Source organism: Stenotrophomonas sp. GW821-FHT01H02A (genome assembly GCF_059422145.1).
On record NZ_JBWKWI010000005.1, the window covers coordinates 171889 to 191349 of the forward strand.

Here is a 19461-nt window from a genome sequence, read left to right on the forward strand (position 1 = left end):
CCACTCAGGCGCGCGGCCAGCTGTTGGCGACCTTGCAGAACAGCTTGGCGGTCTGCTCGGTGTCGTACACCGCGCTGTGCGCCTCATCGGCATCCCAGCCCAGCCCGGCCGCAGTGGACGCGCGGGCCAGCACGGTCTGGCCATAGGCGATGCCGCCAAGGGTCACGGTATCGAACACGCTGAAGGGGTGGAACGGGTTGCGCTTGTGGCCGGTCCGGTTGACCGCCGCATTGACGAAGCCCAGGTCGAAGTGGGCGTTGTGCCCGACCAGGATCGCGCGCTGGCAGCCGTACTTCTTCATCGCCGCCCGGATCGGGGCGAAGATGTGGTCCAGCGCGTCGCGCTCGACCTTGGCCAGCCGGAACGGGTGATCCAGGATGATGCCGGTGATCTCCAGCGACTTGGGATCGATCTCCAGGCCTTCGGCCGGCACCACATGGGCGCTGGCGGTCTGTCCGGGATAGAGCAGGCCGTTCTCGTCCATTTCGATCGGCACCGCGGCGATCTCCAGCAGCGCGTGGCGATCAGAATCGAATCCACCGGTCTCCACGTCCACCGCCACCGGCAGGAAACCGCGGAAGCGGGTTGCCATCAAGCGCTGGGCGGCAGCGGGCAGTGCGTCGGCAGCAGCCGGCGCGTCGGAGCGGGGGAGGTCGTCAGTCATCGCCCCAGTTTAGCAGAGCGACCTGTACGCCCCCGCGCTCAGGCCAGTGCCGGCGTGCGCCCGCGGCCGCGGCGCAGCGCCTGATCCAGGCTCAACGGGCCGGCACCCTGCAGGGCCAGCGGCAGCAGCATGGCCATGAACAGCAGCGGCAGTTTGAAGTTGCCAAAGCCCTGGTCGGTGATGACATAGCCCATCGCCAGCTCGGCCAACCCATTCCAGTGCATCGGCCAGTGCACGGCGGCGGTGGCGACCACGGTCAGCACCAGCAGGCTGCTGGCCGCCAGGCGTGTGCCCAGCCCGAGCAGCAGGCACACCGCGCCGACCAGTTCGAACCAGGTGGCCAGCTGCCAGTTGAGCGCGGCCGGCAACTGGTCGAACGGGAACGGGAAGGCCTGCTGCAGGTCTTCGAACCAGTTCTGGCCGCGCAGTTTTTCGCGGCCGGACTCGAAATATTCCCAGCCCATCAGCAGGCGCAGGCCGAGCGGGGCCAACCACGGGCCGAGACGATCCAGCCGGTCGCGCAGGGCGACCAGATGCAGTGACTTCATGGAGGTACTTCCTTGGTGGAGGGGCAGGAAACGGGCGCGACAGGCCCGATCACGCCGCTGTCGTGGAATTGGCGCAGCAGGGCGGCGCCGGGCAGGAGCAGCGCATCGGTCGCCATCCCGTGCGCCTGCGCAAGCTGCTGCAGGTAGGTGCTGCCGGTGTTGCCGGGATGCTGGCCGATCTGCTCGAGCAGATCGGCGGCCATCGGGCTGACCGCGGCGAAGCGGACCTGGCCATCTGGATCTCGCCGGACCAGCAACCCGGTGGGTTCGGGGGCGGGCAGCGAGGGGGCATCATCGGTACCGAGCCGATGCACCGGCCAGCGGTAGAGCAGTGGCCAGGCCAGCGGCGAACGCTGCAGCGGCGCGTGCATCGGGTTCAGACCGGGCGCGGGCGGGAGCGGCTGCGCCTCCAGTTGGTACAGCGCGGTTTCCACCCATTCGTAATGCGCCAGTTCGGCCAGTGCCGGATGCGGCAGCGTGGTCTGGTGCTGCAGCCACTGCACGAACTCGGCGGCCAGTTCGGTGAACAACGGCGTCTGCGCCGGGTGCCCGGCAAAAAAACGCCGGATGAGCATGGCCCACGTCGTCTCGCCGAGCAGGCGCACGCAGACCGGGAAGCCATTGCCGAGCAACCCCAGCACGTTGTTGAATACCAACCGCTGGTAGATGCCCAGCCGGCGCGGGTCCAACCCCGTGGGTGCGGCGATCCGGGCAGGGTCACGCAGGTGCGCGGTGAAGGCGCGCTGCTGCGCGTGCAGGCGGGCCGGGGCGTCAGTCATGCCGGCCTCCGGCATGGACGGCCATCAGCCGGCGGATGGTCTGCAGTTCGCCGCGCAGTTCGGCATAGGGCGGAAAATTGAAGTCGCGTTCCAGCAGGGTCGGGCGCGCGCCGATGCGGGCGTAGGTACGCGCAAGCAGATCCCAGACCGGGTCGATCACTGCGCTGCCGTGGGTGTCGATCTTCAGGTCAGGGGCCTCGTCGAGGTGGCCGGCCACATGCAGGCAGACGACGCGCGCGGCAGGCAGCCCGGCGATGAAGGCATCGGCATCGTAGCCGTGGTTGCAGGCGTTGACGTAGACGTTGTTGACGTCCAGCAACAGATCGCAATCGGCTTCGGCGAGCACCGCCGTGGTGAAGGCCAGTTCGTCCATGGCCGGTTCCGGGGCGAGGTAATAGGAGACGTTTTCCACCGCGATGCGACGGCCGAGCAGATCCTGTACGCGGGCGATGCGCGCTGCGGTGTGGCGCACCGCTTCCTCGGTGAAGGGAATCGGCAGGAGGTCGTAGAGGTGGCCGTCATCACTGCAGTAGCTCAGGTGCTCGCTGTAGAGCGGCACCGAGTGCCGGTCCAGGAAGCGTCCTACCTGTCCGAGCAGGGCGGTGTCCAGCGGCGCGGTGCTGCCCAGCGAGAGCGACAAGCCGTGGCAGGTGAGCGGATGGCGCGTGGCCAGTTCGGCAAGTGCTTCGCCGGCCGGTCCGCCGACACCGATCCAATTTTCCGGCGCGCATTCCAGGAAGTCGACATCGCCTGCCGGCGCATTCCGCAGGTCCTGCAGCAGGGCACGGCGCAAGCCAAGTCCGGTCGCCGCCGCAGGCAGCGGCGACCGGTCCAGGCCCTGGGTGAGGAGGTCAGTGCTTGGCACCGCACTTGCCTTCGCCGCACTTGCCTTCCGCTGTCTTCTTGTCGCCAGCGGTCTTCGCCTTGGGGTCGGCGGCCTTGCCCTTGTCGGCTCCGCACTTGCCTTCCCCACACTTGCCTTCGGCGGTCTTGGCGCCGGCGGCCGCCTTGTCGCCATGCGCACCGCATTTGCCTTCGCCACACTTGCCTTCAGCTACCTTGGTCGCCGCCTGGCCCGCGACCAGGTAGCCCTGGGCCAGGTCGGTCATGCTCAACGCGGAGGCCGAGGCGGTGACGCCCAGGCCGGCGGCCAGCGCAGTGGCCGCCAATAGGGAGAGCGAACGGGTGGGTGTGCTCATCGGGTGGATCTCCTTGGAAATGGGCCGGGGCCCGGGATGGCTGCGTGGGGGCAGCAGGTGCGGCCATGGTGGACCGGCCGGGCTCATCGAATCCTCACACAGGATTCAACGTTTCGTGAAGTGTAGCGCGTCATTCCCGGAGCGCCCGGACGCTCCGGCCAAAAAAAACCGCCACCCGAAGGCAGCGGCGTTTGCTTTCCGTTTTTGAGGCAAAGCGCTCAGACGTGATCGGTACTGCTGGTCTCGTCGCGCTTCTCGCGCGGCGGCAGCGCCTGCTCGCCATGCACCAGGAACCACACGTTCTCGGCGATGTTGGTGGCATGGTCGCCCACGCGCTCCAGGTTCTTGGCCATGAACAGCAGGTGGGTGCAGGGCGTGATGTTGCGCGGGTCTTCCATCATGTAGGTCAGCAGCTCGCGGAACAGCGCGGTGTACTGCGCATCCAGGCGCGCGTCGTCGTCGCGCAGTTCCAGCGCCGCGGCGGCGTCGTTGTCGCGGTAGGCTTCGATCGCACGGCGTACCTGCTGGGCCGCCAGCCGGCCCAGCGCACGCAGGCCCTGGATCTGCGGCAGCGGCGGCACCTTGCTCAGGGCGATCGAGCGCTTGGCCACGTTGGCGGCGTAATCGCCGATGCGTTCGATGTCGGCCGGAATGCGCAGGCCGGCCAGGATCTCGCGCAGGTCGCGCGCCATCGGCCCGCGCAGCGCCAGGCGCATGACGTCGTGGCTGATGTGCTGTTCGAGCGCGTCGATGGCTTCATCGTTGGCGATGATGCGCTGGGCGGCGTTCTCATCACGCTTCTCGATGACGTCCATGGACGCCTCCAGCTGGGCGACGGCCATCTCGCCCATGCGCACGATCTCGGCCATCAGGCGCTGCTGTTCTTCGTCGTAGCTCTTGACGATGTGGTCGTTGGGAAGATTCATGGTCTGCAATCCGGGTAGCGCCAGGCCATGCCTGGCTGGGACATTGGGTGAGGGGACAGCACCGATCAACCGAAACGACCGGTGATGTAATCCTCGGTCTGCTGCTTGTTGGGCTGCGAGAAAATCACTTCGGTGCGGTCGTGTTCGATCAGGTCGCCCAGGTACATGAAGGCGGTGTAGTCGGACACGCGCGCGGCCTGCTGCATGTTGTGGGTCACGATCACGATCGTGTAATCGTGCTTGAGCTCTTCGACCAGCTGCTCGATGCGGCTGGTGGAGATCGGGTCCAGCGCCGAGGTCGGCTCGTCGAGCAGCAGCACGTCCGGGCGCAGGGCCACGGCGCGCGCGATGCACAGGCGCTGCTGCTGGCCACCGGACAGGCCCAGCGCGCTCTGGTTGAGCTTGTCCTTCACCTCGTCCCACAGCGCGCCCTGGCGCAGGGCCTGTTCGACGCGGTCGGTCATTTCCGACTTGGACAGCTTCTCGTGATGGCGGATGCCATAGGCCACGTTCTCGAAGATGGTCATCGGGAACGGCACCGGCTTCTGGAACACCATGCCGACCTTGCTGCGCAGGCGGTTCATCGGGTACTTCGGCGAGAGGATGTTCTCCCCGTCCAGCAACACCTCACCGCGCGCTTCCAGCTTGGGGTACAGCGCATAGATGCGATTGAAGATGCGCAGCAGGGTCGACTTGCCGCAGCCGGAGGGGCCGATCAGCGCGGTGACGCGCTTTTCCGGAATCTCCAGGTCGATGCCCTTCAGCGCATGGAACTTGTCGTAGTAGAAATCCAGCCCGCGTGCGGCCAGCTTGATCGGCGCCGGGGTCTGCAGGTTTTCATGCGAGGCCGGGACCACGATGCGCTGCATCGGCACGGCGTTGGAGAGATCGTTCATGGCGATGTCCGTGGAAAGGTCAGTCATGGGAGATACGGTTGCGCAGCAGGATGCCGCGCGCGGAAAGGCTGACCAGCAGCACGAACACGGTCAGCACCAGCGCGCCGGCCCAGGCCAGCACCTGCCAGGATTCATACGGGCTGCCGGCGAACTGGTTCATCACCACCGGCACCGAGGCCATCGGCTGGAACACGTTGCTGTTCCAGTACTGGTTGCCGAAGGCGGTGAACAGCAGCGGCGCGGTCTCACCCGAGATGCGGGCCAGCGCCAGCAGGATGCCGGTCACGATGCCGGCGGCGGCGCTGCGGTACAGCACCTGCACCGTCACCTTCCACTGCGGGATGCCTAGCGACAGCGCCGCTTCACGCATCTGCGAGGGCACCAGGCGCAGCATTTCATCGGTGGTCCGCACCACCACCGGCAGCACGATGAAGGCCAGCGAGAGCGCACCGGCGAAGGCCGAGAACTGGCCACCGGTCTGCATCACGTACAGGGTGTAGACGAACAGGCCCAGCACGATCGACGGCGCCGAGAGCAGGATGTCGTTGACGAAACGGACCACGGTGCCGGCCTTGCGGAAGTTGCCGTACTCGGCCAGCCAGGTGCCGGCGAGCACGCCGAGCGGGGTGCCGATCGCGATCGCCAGGCCGCACATCACGGCGCTGCCGAAGAACGCATTGGCCAGGCCGCCTTCCTGCATCGGCGGCGGTGTCATCTTGGTGAACAGGTCCAGGTTGATCCCGGCCAGGCCCTTGGAGGCCAGCGTCCACAGGATCCAGCCGAGGAAGAACAGGCCGAACAGCGCGGTCAGGCAGGACATCAGCAGCGCGACCACGTTGACGATGCGGCGGCGCAGGTACAGCGGTTGGGCGTTGGCGGTGGACATCAGTTGCCCTCCTTGCGGGCCAGGCGCATCAGCATCAGGCGGGCGATCGCCAGCACCACGAAGGTCACGATGAACAGCACGAAGCCGAGCAGCAGCAGCGCCGAGCGGTAGGTCTCGGTGGCTTCGCCGAAGTCGTTGGCGATCAGGGCGGCGATCGTGGTGCCCGGCTCGAGCAGCGAGGGCGACAGGCGCACGCTGTTGCCGATCACGAAGGCCACCGCCATGGTTTCACCCAGGGCGCGGCCCAGGCCAAGGAAGATGCCGCCGATCACCGCCGAGCGGGTATAGGGCAGCACGATGTCCCAGCTCACTTCCCATTTGGTGGAGCCCAGCGCATAGGCCGATTCCTTCAGGCGGGTCGGCACGGTCAGGAACACTTCGCGCATCACCGAGGAGATGAAGGGGATCACCATGATCGCCAGCACGAACCCGGCGGTCAGCACGCCGATGCCCAGCGGCGGGCCCTGGAACAGGGGGCCGATGATCGGCAGCGTGCCCAGGTGATCGTTGAGGAACGGGGTGACGTACTCGGTCATCACCGGGACGAGGACGAACAGACCCCACATGCCGTAGATGATCGACGGGATACCGGCCAGCAGTTCGATGGCGGTACCGACCGGGCCACGCAGCCAGCGCGGGGCGACCTCGGTCAGGAAGAAGGCGATACCGAAGCTCACCGGGACGGCGATGACCATCGCGATCAGGGCGGTGACGAGGGTGCCGTAGATCGGTGCGAGCGCACCGAATTTGTTCTCGACCGGATTCCATTCGGACGAGTAGAAGAAGCTCAGGCCCTGCTCCTGCAGGGCATGGCGGCCGCCCCACAGCATGGAGAGTGCGGCGCAGGCCAGGGCGACCAGCACCAGGATGACGGTGGCGATCAGGACCCAGCGGAACAGTGTGTCGTTGCGGGCATCACGCAGGTCGCGGATGGACGGTGCGGGGACAGGCTGGGCGATGGCATTCATGGCTGAGGCGGGGGCCCGATGGTGGTTCGGCAGGGTGGTGCGGCGAGGAAAGCGGGCCTGCGCTGGGCAGGCCCGCTGTCTGGCTTACTTGAACTCGCTGGTCCAGTACGCTTCGATCTGGGTGACCAGTTCGGCCGGCAGCGGCACGTAGTGCAGTTCGTTGGCCTGGGCCTGGCCCTTCTCGAAGGCCCACTTGAAGAAGGCCAGGGTGTCCTTGCTGCGCTGGGCATCCTTGGGCTGCTTGTGCATCAGCATGAAGTTGGTGGCGGTGATCGGCCATGCCTGGTCGCCCGGGGCATTGGTGATGACCAGGTTGAAGTCCTTGGCGCTGGCCCAATCGGCGCTGGCGGCTGCCGCGGCGAAGGTCTCCGCGCTCGGCTGCACCCAGTTGCCGGCGGCGTTCTGCATCGATGCGTACGGCATGCCGTTCTGCAGCGCGTAGGCCAGTTCGACGTAACCGATCGAGCCCTTGATCTGCTTCACGTACGAGGCCACGCCCTCGTTGCCCTTGCCACCCACGCCGTCCGGCCACTGCACCGAGGTGCCTTCGCCGACCTTGCTCTTCCAGTCCGGGCTGACCTTGGACAGGTAGTTGGAGAAGTTGAAGGTGGTGCCCGAACCATCCGAACGGTGGACCAGGGTGATCTTGCCGTCCGGCAGCTTGACGCCCGGGTTGGCGGCGACGATCGCCGGGTCGTTCCAGGTCTTGACCTTGCCCAGGAAGATATCGGCCAGCAGCGCGCCGCTCAGGCGCAGCTTGCCGGCTTCCAGGCCCTCGATGTTGACCACCGGCACCACGCCGCCGATCGCCGACGGGAACTGGCCCAGGCCGGCCTGGGCCAGCTCTTCGCTGCTCAGCGGCTTGTCGGAAGAACCGAAATCAACGGTACCGGCCTTGATCTGGGCGATGCCGCCACCGGAACCAATCGACTGGTAATTGATCTTGGCGCCGGTGGCAGCGTTGTAGTCGGCCGACCACTTGGACACCAGCGGGAAGATGAAGGACGCACCGGCGCCGGAGATCTCGGCGGTCAGGCGGTCGCCAGCGGCCGGGGCGGCGGCGGGCGCGTCGGTGGCCGGCGCGGCGGCCTGGCCTTCAGCGCCCGGCTTGCAGGCGGAAAGACCCAGCGCGATGGCCAGGGAAAGGGCGGCGATGCTGGCCGTGTGCAGTTTCATGCGTCACTCCATAGCGGGATAAGGGCCGGTCTTTTCGGCGACGCGACTATGAAATGATGTTTTTGTTACAGCTTGATGACGCCGTGACCGAGCGCACGCAAAGCCTTGCGGCACAAGGGTCGACCTTTCGGAGGCAGGCAACAAAAAGGCGCGGAACCTTGCGGTCCGCGCCCGATGGCGCCGGAAGGGGGAGAGAGGTCCCTCCGGCGCCATTGCACTGTCCGGTTGGTTGCGTCGGGGGCGACGCGTGCCGACCAACGGTCGGTACCTACCGGTAGGTCACCCCGTCGGGGGGCTTCCTCAATACTTCAGGTTCTGCGACCAGTAGGTCTCGATCTGCTTCACCAGGGTATCCGGCAGCGGGACGTAATCGAGCTGCTTGGCCTGGGCGTCGCCGCTCTTGTAGATCCAGCGGAAGAACTCCTGGGTGGCCTTGGCGTTGGCGACGTTCTTGGGCTGCTTGCGGACCAGGATGAAGTTGGTGGCGGTGATCGGCCACGCATCGGTGCCCGGGGCGTTGGTCATGACCAGGTAGAAGTCCTTCGCGCTGGCCCAGTCGGCGCTGGCGGCAGCGGCGGCGAAGGAGGTGTCGCTCGGCAGCACGATCTTGCCCGAGGCGTTCTTCATCGCGGCGTAGGACATCTTGTTCTGCAGCGCATAGGACAGTTCGACGTAGCCGATGCCGCCCTTGATCTGCTTCACGTAGGCGGCAACGCCTTCGTTGCCCTTGCCGCCGATGCCGACCGGCCACTGGACCGAGGTGCCTTCACCGACCTTGGTCTTCCACTCCGGGTTGACCTTGGAGAGGTAGTTGACGAAGTTGAAGGTGGTGCCCGAACCGTCCGAGCGGTGCACGACGGTGATCTTGCCGTCGGGCAGTTTGACGCCCGGGTTCAGCGCGGCGATCGCCGGGTCGTTCCAGGTCTTGATCTTGCCGAGGAAGATGTTGCCCAGGGTCGGGCCATCCAGCTTCAGTGCGCCCGGCGCGATGCCGGCCACGTTGATCACCGGGACCACGCCGCCGATCACCGACGGGAACTGGGCCAGGCCGGCCGCTGCCAGCTCTTCCGGCTTCAGCGGGGCATCGGAGGAGCCGAAATCAACGGTCGCTGCCTTGATCTGGGCGATACCACCACCGGAACCGATGGACTGGTAGTTGACCTTCTTGCCGGTCGCGGTGCTGTAGTCGGCCGACCACTTGGACATGACCGGGTAGATGAACGAAGCGCCCGCGCCGGTCACATCGGCGGCGTTGGCGGCGAACACGGACGACGCGGCGAGGACGACAACGGCGGCGCGCGATTTGAAGGCGTGGATCACGGGGTGGCTCCTGGGGTGGATGAAGGTGCGGGGTGTCCCGCCCGGTGCTCATTCCATAACGGTTCGATGACACCGCCGCGTCTGTCACATGACTGGCGTGTGACAGGGATGTCGACGTCGATCGGGCGTGGCCGCGGGGCATCGCCCGAAAGCAGCGGCGGCCGACGGCGCACCAGGCCGGGAACCGGTGACCGACAGACGAAAAAAAGGCGCAGCCGACGCTGCGCCTTTCGTGTCACACGCGTGTTGCAGGCCTTACCAGAAGAACTGCAGGCGCGCTTCCAGGATGTTCGGATCGTCGTTGACGAACGTGCGGCTGGTGGCGTTGTACTTCTTGCTGTCCACCATCACGTAGTTCAGCGCGAACTTGGTGTTGGAGCGCCAGTAGTAGTTCACGCCAACGGTCCAGATGTCCATCTTGCCGCCGAGCACGCCATCGACGATCGGCGGGCGACCGGCGACGGGGTTGGCGGTCATGTTGCCATCGTTGAGATCCATGTGGTCATAGCGCGCACCCAGCTGCCACATGCCGCGACCCGGCTCGTCCGGCAGGCCGGTGGTCGGGGTGCCGCCCTTGTAGCCCCAGGTCTCGCCGCTGATGTTCCACAGGCCGCTGACGTAGTAGCCGTCGCTGGTGTAGTTGTCGTGCGAGTAGCGCTTGGCCTTGCTGCTGTAGTACTCGGCCTGGGCCTTGAACGGGCCGCCGATGTACATCGCTTCGGCGCCGATCGTGCTGACGCGGTCGGTGTCGACCAGGTTGCCGCTGTCGACCAGGCGCGCGGTGGCCAGGTCGGCGTTCGGACGGGCACGCACGCGCAGGGTGTCCGCGTCGGTGTCGTAGTCGACATAGCTCAGGCCGAAGTGCAGGACCTGGCCCTTGTCATTGATCGGGGCCCAGGTACCACGCGCGCCGTAGCCGCTGCCGTGGGCCAGGTTGCGGGTCAGCTCGCGGCCGAAGGCGCTGGCGGTGACCGACCAGTTGTTGTCGCCGATGCTGTAGGCGCCACCGAGGCGGCGGGCCACGGCGTAGGTGTTGGTGACCGCGGCCTTGGAGATGAAGTCGTTGTTCTTGGTGCTGGACAGTTCTTCCAGGCTGTTGGGCTGCTTGAACTGGCCGAACTGCACGAAGTGGTTGGCGTTGCCGGCCAGCTTGTACTTCAGGTTGGTGTCCAGGAACTTGTCGGCCTTGGCGTCGTAGCCCACCACCCATTCCACGTTGCCCGGGCCCTTGCCCTTGAGCACCAGCTCCGCCCGGCGCAGCTCGAATTCACTGTTCTTGCCGTTGCCGCCATCACCGCCATTGAGGTCGGTCACATCGTTGTCGAACCAGTTGCCGTCAGCCTGAACCAGGCCCTCGAACGTGATTTCCGAACCGCCGATCACATCGATGGCCACTTCAGCGTGAGCGGCCGGAACGAACAGCGCAGCCGCCACGGCCGCAGTAAGGAGTTGGCGATGCAGTTTCATGGAAGGAGCCTTGCAGGCAGGTGGGAAGATGCTGCGCAGGCTAATTAGTGAAGATTGCGTAAATGTGACAGTTTCAGACAAACCGTCATCGCCCGTATCCCAAGCGGCGTCAGGGGCTGCTATTGATGCCCGGCGGAGATGACCGCCGGATTGCGTCCATATGGCAGTCCGCCCCGTTCAGGCGGCGGTCTTTTCCCTGAAGCGGCACAGATCCCGGATGACGCATTGCGGGCAGTCCGGCTTGCGTGCCTTGCACACGTAACGCCCATGCAGGATCAGCCAGTGATGTGCATCCAGCAGGAACTCGGCGGGAATCACCTTGACCAGCAGGTCCTCCACCGCGCGGACGTCCTTGCCCGGTGCCAGCCCGGTCCGATTGGAGACGCGGAAGATGTGCGTATCGACGGCCATCACCGGTTCGCCGAACGCCGTGTTGAGCACCACGTTGGCGGTCTTGCGGCCGACGCCCGGCAGCGCTTCGAGTGCGGCACGATCGCGCGGCACGTCTCCGCCGTGCTGGGTGACCAGCATCGCGCAGGCGGCGATCACGTTCTTTGCCTTGGCGTTGTAGAGGCCGATGGTGGCGATGTACTTCTTCAAGCCGTCCTCGCCGAGGGCCAGGATCGCCTGCGGCGTGTTCGCGACCGGAAACAGCTTGCGCGTGGCCTTGTTGACGCCTACGTCGGTGGCCTGCGCGGACAGCGTCACCGCCACCAGCAGTTCGAACGGCGAGGTGTACTCCAGTTCGGTCCTGGGATGCGGGTTGAGCTCGCGCAGCCGCGTGAACATTTCGATCACGTCGGCCTTGGGCATGCGCGTGGTGCGTGCAGCGGTCTTCTTCATCGTGGCCATCAGGAAGTGCGCCCGGCCGCTTTCGCCTTGGCACGCGCGAGGATCGCGGCGGCGGCCGAGGGCAGGGCGGGTTTCTGTATCTCGGGCGTGGGCGGCGGCGCGCGGCGCGCATCGCGTTCGGCGGCGCGGCGCGCGAGCCGCTGCTGGCGCTGGCGGTAGCGCTCGCGTGCGGCCCAGGCGCGTTGCAGCTGCTGCTGCGCGTGCAGCAGGCGCTGTGGCAGATCGGGGTGGTCGGCCAGCAGCTGTCCGTCGCCGGGCTGCGGCACGTAGTCCATCAGCCCGGCCGCCAGCGCGGCGTCCCATTGGTCATCGAGCACGAGCGCCAGCAGGCGGGCCGGCGACGGGGAGGAGGAAGGCGGCATGGCTCAGCGGTTCTGGAACACCGGCGGACGGCGTGCGAGGAATGCGCTGGTGCCTTCGCGCATGTCCTCGGTGGCGAACATCAGGCCGAACTGCGCGCTCTCGTATTCCAGGCCTTCGCCCAGCGGGCACTCGCCGCCGATGTGGATCGCATCCAGGATGCCGCGCAGCGCCAGGGGCGCGGCAGCGGCCAGTTGCATTGCCAGCGCCTGGACGCGGCTATCCAGTTCCGCGGCCGGGACCACCTCGTTGACGATGCCCAGCTGCGCCGCACGGGCGGCGGTGATCGGCGCACCGAGCAGGCACAGTTCCAGCGCGGCGGCGCGGCCACACAGGCGCAGCAGCCGCTGGCTGCCGCCGAAGCCGGGAATCAGCCCCAGGTTGACCTCCGGCTGGCCGACCCTGGCCGTTTCGGCGGCCACCCTCAGATGGCAGGCCATGGCCAGTTCCAAGCCGCCGCCCAGCGCAAAACCGTTGATCTTGCCGATCACCGGCTTGGGCATGCGCTCGATGCGGCGCATCAGCCCCTGGCCGAGCAGCGAGAAATCACGACCCTGAACCGCGCTCAGGCCGTTCATTTCGGCGATGTCGGCACCGGCCACGAAGGCTTTGGGGCCTGCGCCGGTCAGCACCACCACCCGCACGGCCGGGTCGGCGGCGGCCTCGGAGAACGCCGTATCAAGGTCTTCCAGGGTTGCCCGGTCGAGGGCGTTGAGCTTGTCCGGGCGGTTGACCGTCACGGTGCGCACGGCACCATCGTCCATAATCGCGATAAGGGCGTCGGCCACGGCAGGACTCCTGAAAACGTTAAAAAAAAGTGATGTTGAACTCTTGAAACGAAGTCAGGTCAGAGCCTGCGTCGTTAGTGGCGGTTCAACGTTGCGGCGGCTATCCTAACCCGTCGCCTCAGGGCGGCCCAACGCGTCCTGAGTTACCACCCCTGGAGAAAAGTTTGATGAAGTTGCGTTCTATCGCGGTCGCCGTCGCGGCCCTGGCCCTGACGGGCAATGCCTTCGCCCAGGACACCTCGTCCGAAAAGGGCAAGCTGAGCTATTACTTCGGTTACGACTACGGCAACAACCTGGCTGAGCTCACCGCGCGTGGCGAGCAGCTGGACATCAACTCGGTGGTGAAGGGCCTGCAGGATGCCTACGCCAAGAAGCAGCCGTCGATCACGGCCGAGCAGTTGAAGCCCGCCGTCGAAGCCTTCCAGAAGCGCGAGCAGGGTCGTGCACAGGCCGCCAAGGCCGAGTACGACAAGGCTGCCGCCGAGAACAAGACCAAGAGCGATCAGTTCCTGGCGCAGAACAAGGCCAAGACCGGCGTGCAGTCGCTGCCGAGCGGCGTGCAGTACCGCGTGATCGAAGCGGGCAAGGGCGCCAAACCGACCCAGGCCAGCACCGTGCAGCTCGAAGTGGCCGGTCCGTACCCGTTCGGCACCCGCCCGGCCGAAGCGCGTCCGGCCCAGCAGATCCCGGGCATCAAGGTCAGCGAAGTCGAGATGAAGGCCATGCGTGAAGCGCTGCTGCAGATGCCGGCCGGCTCCAAGTGGGAAGTGACGCTGCCGCCGGATCAGGCCTATGGTGCCGATCCGCGCACGCCGTTCCCGCCGAACGTTGCGGTGCAGTTCGAAATCAAGCTCGTCAGCGTCAAGTAAGTCCTGCAACATCAAGAACGCGCCGGTGGCAACACCGGCGCGTTTTTTGTTTCCGTGCAATCGCGTTACTGTTGACCGGTGCAATCGATGGAAGAGTCCCCGCATGCCGTGCCCACTCCCTGCATCGGAATCTGCGCGCTGGATCGCGCCGGTGTCTGCGCGGGCTGCCTGCGCACCGTGGATGAAATCACCCGCTGGCGAACCATGAGCCGACCCGAACAGCATCACGTCATGCAGCACACGCTGCCCCTGCGCGAACAACTGCGACAATCGCTGCGCGGCTCGCTGGCCGAACACGAGCGCCTGCTGCGCGCGCTGCATCCGCTGGACCAGCCGCCGCCCGGTGATGGCTGGAACCGCAGCGAACTGATCGATCTTCTTCCGCCCGGTCCCCCGGTCGAAGCGGCCGTGCTGGCCGGCATCATTCCGCGCGAGGGCGGCGCCCAGGTGCTGCTGACCCGGCGTACCGACACGCTGCGCCATCACGGTGGCCAGGTCGGTTTCCCCGGCGGACGCATGGAGCCGGAGGACCGCGATGCCGTGGCTGCTGCGATCCGCGAAAGCGACGAGGAAATCGCGCTCAAACACGATCAGGTGCAGGTGCTCGGGTATCTGGATCCGTTCGTGACGATTACCGGTTACCGGGTCATGCCGGTCGTGGCCGTGATCGATCCCGCGTTCGTGGCCGTGCCGGAACCGGGCGAGGTCGCCGAAGTCTTCGAAGTGCCCCTGTCCTACCTGATGGATCCGGCGAACCTGCACCATGTCGAGATCGACCACCGTGGGCGCATCCGCCACGTGCTCGAATACGGCTGGCCCGGGCAACGGATCTGGGGCGCGACCGCCGCCATTCTCTATAACCTGCGTCGCCGCCTGGAGCAGACCCCATGACCACGCCGCTGATCGATGTCGCCACCCTCGCACGCGCACTCGAGGAGGGCGCGACGCGCCTCATGGATGCACGGGCGACCGCCAGTGCCGCCCCCGCCCTGCAGGTCGTGGATGCGCGCTTCTCGTTGGCCGATCCGCAGTCCGGTGCGCAACTGTATGCACGGGGCCATCTGCCTGGCGCGCTGTACGCCGATCTCAACCGCGACCTGTCCGATCTCCGCCGCACCGGCCACGGCCGTCACCCGCTGCCGGATAGCGATGCGTTCGCCGCACGCCTGGGCGAGTGGGGCATCGGCCCGGATACCCGGGTCGTGGTCTACGACGCCGGCGATGGCAGCATGGCCGCCGCACGCATGTGGTGGCTGCTGCGGCTGATCGGGCATGCGCAGGTGCGCGTTCTCGACGGTGGTTTCGCGGCCTGGCAGGCGGCGGGTCTGCCGGTCACCGCCGACCTGCCGCGGGTCACCGCGCTGCCGCCATACCCCGGTCACTTCGACCGCCGCCAGATCGCCTCGGTCGAGGAGGTGCAGGCGCGTCTCAAGCACGCCCCGGGCTGGTTGATCGATGCGCGGGCCGGCGAACGCTTCCGTGGCGAAGTGGAGCCGTTGGATCCGGTCGCCGGCCACGTGCCCGGTGCGGTAAACCGTCCGTTCGCGTTGAACGTGCATGAGGGGCGACTGCGACCGGCGGCGGAGCTGCGCGCGGCGCTGCAGCCGCTGCTGGGCACGCACGCGCCGGACCAGGCCGTGTTGATGTGCGGCTCCGGGGTGACCGCCTGCCATCTGCTGCTGGCCATGGAATCGGCCGGGCTGGAAGGCGCGCGGATCTATGCCGATTCGTGGAGCGGTTGGGTCAGCGACCCGTCGCGGCCTGTGGCAACCGGCTGATCATCGGCACATCCGCTCACCCACGCAGTTCCTGCAACGGCACCGCCGCCAGCACGCGTGGCCACGGGAACAACGGACCCGGGTCGCGCTTGCGCGGCACGCGCCGCTCCGGATCATCACTGGCGATCTCTTCGCGGGTATCCAGCCACTCATGCCCGGCGATATGCGCCAGCGCCGGCAGCGTTCCGCACAGGTGCTGGAGCAGATCGATCAGTGCCGCGATCTGCGCATCGGGGTAAGGCTCGTCCATCGCCTGGTGCCGGGAATCCCACCAGTGCGGATAACGGCCGGTGTTGACCAGTTCGATGCCGATCGAGCGCGGATTGAAGCCACTGACCTGGTGCGCGACGCGGTCCAGTGACACGTACTGGACGATGCGCCCGTCGCGGTCGATGTAGTAGTGCCCGCTGTTGCCGGTGCCGCTCTCATACAGCACACGCTCGCCGTACGCGCGCGCCATCGCCAGGTCCGGCAGCTCGGTGCAGTGGATGACCACCAGATCGATGTCGGCGTGCGCGCGCGGCAGCAGCCTGTCCTGGTAGGGCAGGGGCTGTGCATCGATGGCGGGCGGGGCGCGGTCGGGCATGCGGCGATGCTAGCATTTGGGCATGAACGCTCCTATCGATTCCCGCGCGGTGTGTGCATGAGCCGCGGCCACTGCATCCTCTCCCATGGCTTTGAAAGCGGCCCGGACGCCATCAAGGTGACCGCCCTGGCCGACGTGGCCGAACGCCTGGGCTGGACCCACGAGCGCCCGGACTACACCGATCTGGATGCCCAGCGCGAGGTCAGCAGCCTGGGCGACGTGCGTGCCCGCCTGCAGCGTCTGATCACCCTGGCCAGCACCCGCGCCGCCCAGGGCCCGGTGGTCCTGGCCGGCTCCAGCCTGGGCGCGTACATTTCGGCCATCGCCTCGCTGCAGGTGCCGGTCCGCGGGCTGTTCCTGATGGTGCCGCCGACCCGGTTGGGGCCGATGCCGGCGCTGGACGCTGCGCGCGTGCCGACCAGCGTGGTGCATGCCTGGCGCGACGAACTGATCCCGCCCGCCGAGGTCATCGCCTGGGCCCAGGCCCGCTCGGCGCGCCTGCTGATGGTGGACGACGGGCACCGCCTGACCGACCACGTGGAGGCCTCGAGCCGGGCCTTCGAGGAATTGCTGGCCTCGCTGTAAGCCGGGGCGTTCCCGCCCACCTCACGTACAATGGCCCCCGGACCTCCGCGTCCGGCTGCTTGCCGTGCCCGTGGGCACCCCCTCTCCGCTGACCTGCGATACCGATTCCGTGAAATTCTTTGTTTCCTGCGCCAAGGGCCTGGAGTATCTGCTCGCCGACGAACTGTTGGCGCTCGGCCTGGACAAGGCCACCGCCACCATTTCCGGCGTCAACGCCGAGGGCGAGCTGGCGCAGGCACAGCGCGTGGTGCTGTGGTCGCGCCTGGCCAGCCGGGTGCTGTGGCCACTGGCCGAGTTCGAGTGCCCGGATGAAGGCTCGCTCTACCAGGGCGTGTCGGCGATGGCGTGGGAGCGGCACATCAGCCCTGAGTTGACCCTGTCGGTGGACGCGCATGTGTCCGGTACCGAGATCACCCACGCGCGCTTCGCCGCGCAGCGGGTCAAGGATGGCGTGGTCGACAGCCTGCGCGCACAGGGCCTGGAGCGGCCGTCGGTGAACGTGGAGTTCCCGGACGTGCGCATCAATCTGTCGCTGCGCAAGGGCCGCGCGACCATCTCGATCGATCTCGGCGGTGGCCCGATGCACCGCCGTGGCTGGCGCATGGCGCAGAACGAGGCGCCGCTGAAGGAAAACCTGGCCGCCGCCGTGCTGCTGCGCGCCAACTGGCCGAAGATCCACAGCGAAGGCGGTGGCCTGCTGGACCCGATGTGCGGCAGCGGCACGCTGCTGATCGAAGGCGCGCTGATGGCCGCCGACGTGGCCCCGGGCCTGCAGCGCCACGGCAGCATCCCGCCGAGCCGCTGGCTGGGCTTCGACCGCGACAGCTGGAACACCCTGATGGCCGAAGCGCGTACGCGCGAGGAAGCCGGCCGCGGTGCGCTCAAGCAGGTCATCCACGGCAGCGATATCGACCCGCATGCGATCCGTGCGGCCAAGGAAAACGCCGAGACCGCCGGTGTCTCGCACGCGATCTGGTTCGGCGTGCGCGACGTCGCCGATATGCAGGTGCCGCCGCAGGAAACCGGCTGCGTGGTCTGCAATCCGCCCTACGATGAGCGCCTGGCCGCCGACGCCCTGCTGTACCGCCGCCTCGGCGACGCGCTCAAGCGCGCGGTGCCGCAGTGGCGTGCCAGCCTGTTGTGCGGCAGTGCCGACCTGGCCTTCGCCACTGGCCTGCGCGCCAACAAGAAGTACCAGTTGTTCAACGGCGCGATCGAGTGCGCCCTGATCGTCTGCGACCCGATCGCCGTGCCGCAGCGCGAGAACGCCGGCCAGCCGCGCGAGCTCAGCGAAGGCGCGCAGATGGTGGCCAACCGCCTGCGCAAGAACATCAAGAAGTTCAAGACATGGCGGACGCGTGAGAGCATCACCTGCTACCGCGTCTACGACGCCGATCTGCCCGAGTACGCGGCCGCCATCGACGTCTACGAAGAAGACGGCGGTGCGCGTCGCACCTTCCTGCACGTGCAGGAATACGCGGCGCCGGCGACGATTCCGGATGTCGATGTGCGTCGCCGCCGCAACGAGCTGCTCTCGGCCGCGCGCGAAGTGTTCCAGGTGCCGGCCGAGCAGGTCGCGCTGAAGTCGCGCGAACGTGGCAAGGGCGGCAGCAAGTACGGTCGGTTCGAGCAGCGTGGCGAGTTCGTGCTGGTGCGCGAGAACGATGCCCTGCTGCGCGTGAACCTGTTCGATTACCTGGACACCGGCCTGTTCCTGGACCATCGCCCGCTGCGCTGGCACATGGCGCAGGAAGCGCAGGGCAAGCGTTTCCTCAACCTGTTCTGCTACACCGGCGTCGCCTCGGTGCAGGCCGCCGTGGCCGGTGCCGCGACCACCACCAGCGTGGATCTGTCCGGTACCTATCTGCAATGGTGTGCCGACAACCTCGCCTTGAACGGCAAGGGCGGCAGCCAGCACCAGCTGATCCAGGCCGATGCGCTGGCGTGGCTGGAAGCCGAGCGTCACCGCTTCGACGTGATCTTCTGCGATCCACCGACCTTCTCCAACTCCGCCCGTGCCGATGATTTCGACATCCAGCGCGAACACGTGCGCCTGCTGCGCGCGGCCGTGGCCCGCCTGAGCCCGGAAGGGGTGCTGTACTTCTCCAACAACTTCCGCCGCTTCAAGCTGGACGACGAAGCGATCAAGGAATTCGCGGAGTGCAAGGAGATTTCGCCCGAGACCATCGGGGCGGACTTCGAACGCAACCCGCGCATCCACCGCGCGTGGGAACTGCGCCGCTACGGCGCCTGACCGAGGGCGGCCGGCATGGACGACAGCCCGCTGACCGTCGACGGACTGCTGCTGCGTCCGTTCGAGGATGCCGACGCCGTCCCGTTCGCGGCGGCGGTGCGCGAATCGGCCGAGCGCATGCAGCGCTGGATGCCGTGGAGCGCCGTTGATTACAGCGTCCAGCAGGCGTTGCAGTGGTTCCAGGCCTGCCGCGACGGCTGGGTGGATGGCACGGCCTGCGAGTACGGGGTATTCGACCGTGACACGGCCGCCTTCGTCGGCGGCGCAGGGCTCAACCGGATCCAGAGCGATCCGCGGTTCTGCAACCTGGGCTACTGGGTGCGGCAGTCGTGCCGTGGCCAGGGCGTGGCGCCCCGCGTCGTCCGGGCGCTGGCTTCCCAGGCGTTCGGAGCGCTGGGCCTGCAGCGGGTGGAGGTCGTGGTGGCGGTGGGCAACCTTGCCAGCGAACGGGTGGCGGTGAAGTCCGGTGCGCTTCGCGAGGGCGTCGCACGCAACCGCCTGGTCATCGACGGTCGTCCCGCCGCCGCGCACATGTTTTCGCTGGTGCCCTGACTGGCGCT

The 19461-nt window shown here is 67.2% G+C and carries 22 protein-coding genes; 6 read left to right on the forward strand and 16 right to left on the reverse strand.

Annotation, left to right across the window (positions count from 1 at the left end):
- Positions 1–4 precede the first annotated feature (4 nt).
- The 15 genes from rnt to AC07WC_RS09730 form a co-directional block, all read right to left on the reverse strand.
- Positions 5–592: a ribonuclease T gene (gene rnt, locus AC07WC_RS09660; RefSeq protein ID WP_495209941.1), complete on the reverse strand. Its 588-nt coding sequence runs from the start codon at positions 590–592 to the stop codon at positions 5–7.
- A gap of 110 nt (positions 593–702) precedes the next feature.
- Positions 703–1212 (reverse strand): HvfX family Cu-binding RiPP maturation protein, encoded by a 510-nt coding sequence (locus AC07WC_RS09665; RefSeq protein ID WP_495209804.1) that lies wholly within the window; start codon positions 1210–1212, stop codon positions 703–705.
- On the reverse strand, positions 1209–1991 hold the full coding sequence (locus AC07WC_RS09670) for an HvfC family RiPP maturation protein (RefSeq protein ID WP_495209805.1): 783 nt from the start codon (positions 1989–1991) through the stop codon (positions 1209–1211). Before AC07WC_RS09670 ends, AC07WC_RS09665 begins: the two co-directional genes overlap by 4 nt.
- A complete protein-coding gene (locus AC07WC_RS09675; RefSeq protein WP_495209806.1) occupies positions 1984–2856 on the reverse strand; it encodes an HvfB family MNIO-type RiPP peptide maturase in 873 nt (290 codons plus the stop codon). Before AC07WC_RS09675 ends, AC07WC_RS09670 begins: the two co-directional genes overlap by 8 nt.
- On the reverse strand, positions 2843–3190 hold the full coding sequence (locus AC07WC_RS09680) for an HvfA family oxazolone/thioamide-modified RiPP metallophore (RefSeq protein ID WP_495209807.1): 348 nt from the start codon (positions 3188–3190) through the stop codon (positions 2843–2845). The genes AC07WC_RS09675 and AC07WC_RS09680 overlap by 14 nt, the downstream gene beginning before the upstream one ends.
- A gap of 218 nt (positions 3191–3408) precedes the next feature.
- Entirely contained in the window at positions 3409–4116 is a 708-nt protein-coding gene (phoU, locus tag AC07WC_RS09685) for a phosphate signaling complex protein PhoU (protein WP_495209808.1), read from the reverse strand.
- Positions 4117–4181: 65 nt separating this feature from the next.
- Complete coding sequence (pstB, locus tag AC07WC_RS09690; protein ID WP_019185894.1) at positions 4182–5012, reverse strand: phosphate ABC transporter ATP-binding protein PstB; 831 nt, start codon at positions 5010–5012, stop codon at positions 4182–4184.
- Between the two features lie 19 nt (positions 5013–5031).
- On the reverse strand, positions 5032–5898 hold the full coding sequence (pstA, locus tag AC07WC_RS09695) for a phosphate ABC transporter permease PstA (protein ID WP_019185893.1): 867 nt from the start codon (positions 5896–5898) through the stop codon (positions 5032–5034).
- Complete coding sequence (gene pstC, locus AC07WC_RS09700) at positions 5898–6866, reverse strand: phosphate ABC transporter permease subunit PstC (protein ID WP_495209809.1); 969 nt, start codon at positions 6864–6866, stop codon at positions 5898–5900. Before pstC ends, pstA begins: the two co-directional genes overlap by 1 nt.
- A gap of 84 nt (positions 6867–6950) precedes the next feature.
- Positions 6951–8042, reverse strand: coding sequence for a phosphate ABC transporter substrate-binding protein PstS (pstS, locus tag AC07WC_RS09705; protein WP_495209810.1), 1092 nt, complete (start codon positions 8040–8042; stop codon positions 6951–6953).
- Positions 8043–8342: 300 nt separating this feature from the next.
- Complete coding sequence (gene pstS, locus AC07WC_RS09710) at positions 8343–9362, reverse strand: phosphate ABC transporter substrate-binding protein PstS (RefSeq protein WP_495209811.1); 1020 nt, start codon at positions 9360–9362, stop codon at positions 8343–8345.
- Positions 9363–9617: 255 nt separating this feature from the next.
- Entirely contained in the window at positions 9618–10829 is a 1212-nt protein-coding gene (locus tag AC07WC_RS09715; RefSeq protein WP_495209812.1) for an OprO/OprP family phosphate-selective porin, read from the reverse strand.
- Positions 10830–11006: 177 nt separating this feature from the next.
- Positions 11007–11681 (reverse strand): endonuclease III, encoded by a 675-nt coding sequence (gene nth / locus AC07WC_RS09720; protein WP_495209813.1) that lies wholly within the window; start codon positions 11679–11681, stop codon positions 11007–11009.
- Positions 11681–12043 (reverse strand): hypothetical protein, encoded by a 363-nt coding sequence (locus AC07WC_RS09725; RefSeq protein WP_495209814.1) that lies wholly within the window; start codon positions 12041–12043, stop codon positions 11681–11683. The genes nth and AC07WC_RS09725 overlap by 1 nt, the downstream gene beginning before the upstream one ends.
- A gap of 3 nt (positions 12044–12046) precedes the next feature.
- Positions 12047–12805, reverse strand: coding sequence for an enoyl-CoA hydratase/isomerase family protein (locus tag AC07WC_RS09730; RefSeq protein WP_495209942.1), 759 nt, complete (start codon positions 12803–12805; stop codon positions 12047–12049).
- 191 nt (positions 12806–12996) lie between these two features.
- Here AC07WC_RS09730 and AC07WC_RS09735 point away from each other — a divergent pair, with 191 nt between their 5' ends.
- From AC07WC_RS09735 to AC07WC_RS09745, 3 genes are all read left to right on the forward strand, one after another.
- Complete coding sequence (locus AC07WC_RS09735) at positions 12997–13698, forward strand: FKBP-type peptidyl-prolyl cis-trans isomerase (protein WP_088433054.1); 702 nt, start codon at positions 12997–12999, stop codon at positions 13696–13698.
- A gap of 87 nt (positions 13699–13785) precedes the next feature.
- Positions 13786–14589, forward strand: coding sequence for a CoA pyrophosphatase (locus AC07WC_RS09740; protein WP_495209815.1), 804 nt, complete (start codon positions 13786–13788; stop codon positions 14587–14589).
- Complete coding sequence (locus AC07WC_RS09745) at positions 14586–15476, forward strand: sulfurtransferase (protein WP_495209816.1); 891 nt, start codon at positions 14586–14588, stop codon at positions 15474–15476. The genes AC07WC_RS09740 and AC07WC_RS09745 overlap by 4 nt, the downstream gene beginning before the upstream one ends.
- Before the next feature lie 16 nt (positions 15477–15492).
- Here the strand turns inward: AC07WC_RS09745 and AC07WC_RS09750 are convergent, their stop codons facing one another.
- Positions 15493–16062 (reverse strand): N-acetylmuramoyl-L-alanine amidase, encoded by a 570-nt coding sequence (locus AC07WC_RS09750; RefSeq protein ID WP_495209817.1) that lies wholly within the window; start codon positions 16060–16062, stop codon positions 15493–15495.
- Positions 16063–16119: 57 nt separating this feature from the next.
- Here AC07WC_RS09750 and AC07WC_RS09755 point away from each other — a divergent pair, with 57 nt between their 5' ends.
- The 3 genes from AC07WC_RS09755 to AC07WC_RS09765 all read left to right on the forward strand — a co-directional run bounded on the left by AC07WC_RS09755 (position 16120) and on the right by AC07WC_RS09765 (position 19453).
- Positions 16120–16647: a hypothetical protein gene (locus AC07WC_RS09755; RefSeq protein ID WP_495209818.1), complete on the forward strand. Its 528-nt coding sequence runs from the start codon at positions 16120–16122 to the stop codon at positions 16645–16647.
- Positions 16648–16756: 109 nt separating this feature from the next.
- Positions 16757–18901, forward strand: coding sequence for a bifunctional 23S rRNA (guanine(2069)-N(7))-methyltransferase RlmK/23S rRNA (guanine(2445)-N(2))-methyltransferase RlmL (rlmKL, locus tag AC07WC_RS09760; protein ID WP_495209819.1), 2145 nt, complete (start codon positions 16757–16759; stop codon positions 18899–18901).
- A gap of 15 nt (positions 18902–18916) precedes the next feature.
- The gene (locus AC07WC_RS09765; protein WP_495209820.1) at positions 18917–19453 is read left to right on the forward strand and encodes a GNAT family N-acetyltransferase; all 537 of its coding nucleotides are present in this window, start codon (positions 18917–18919) and stop codon (positions 19451–19453) included.
- The last annotated feature ends 8 nt before the right edge of the window (positions 19454–19461 follow it).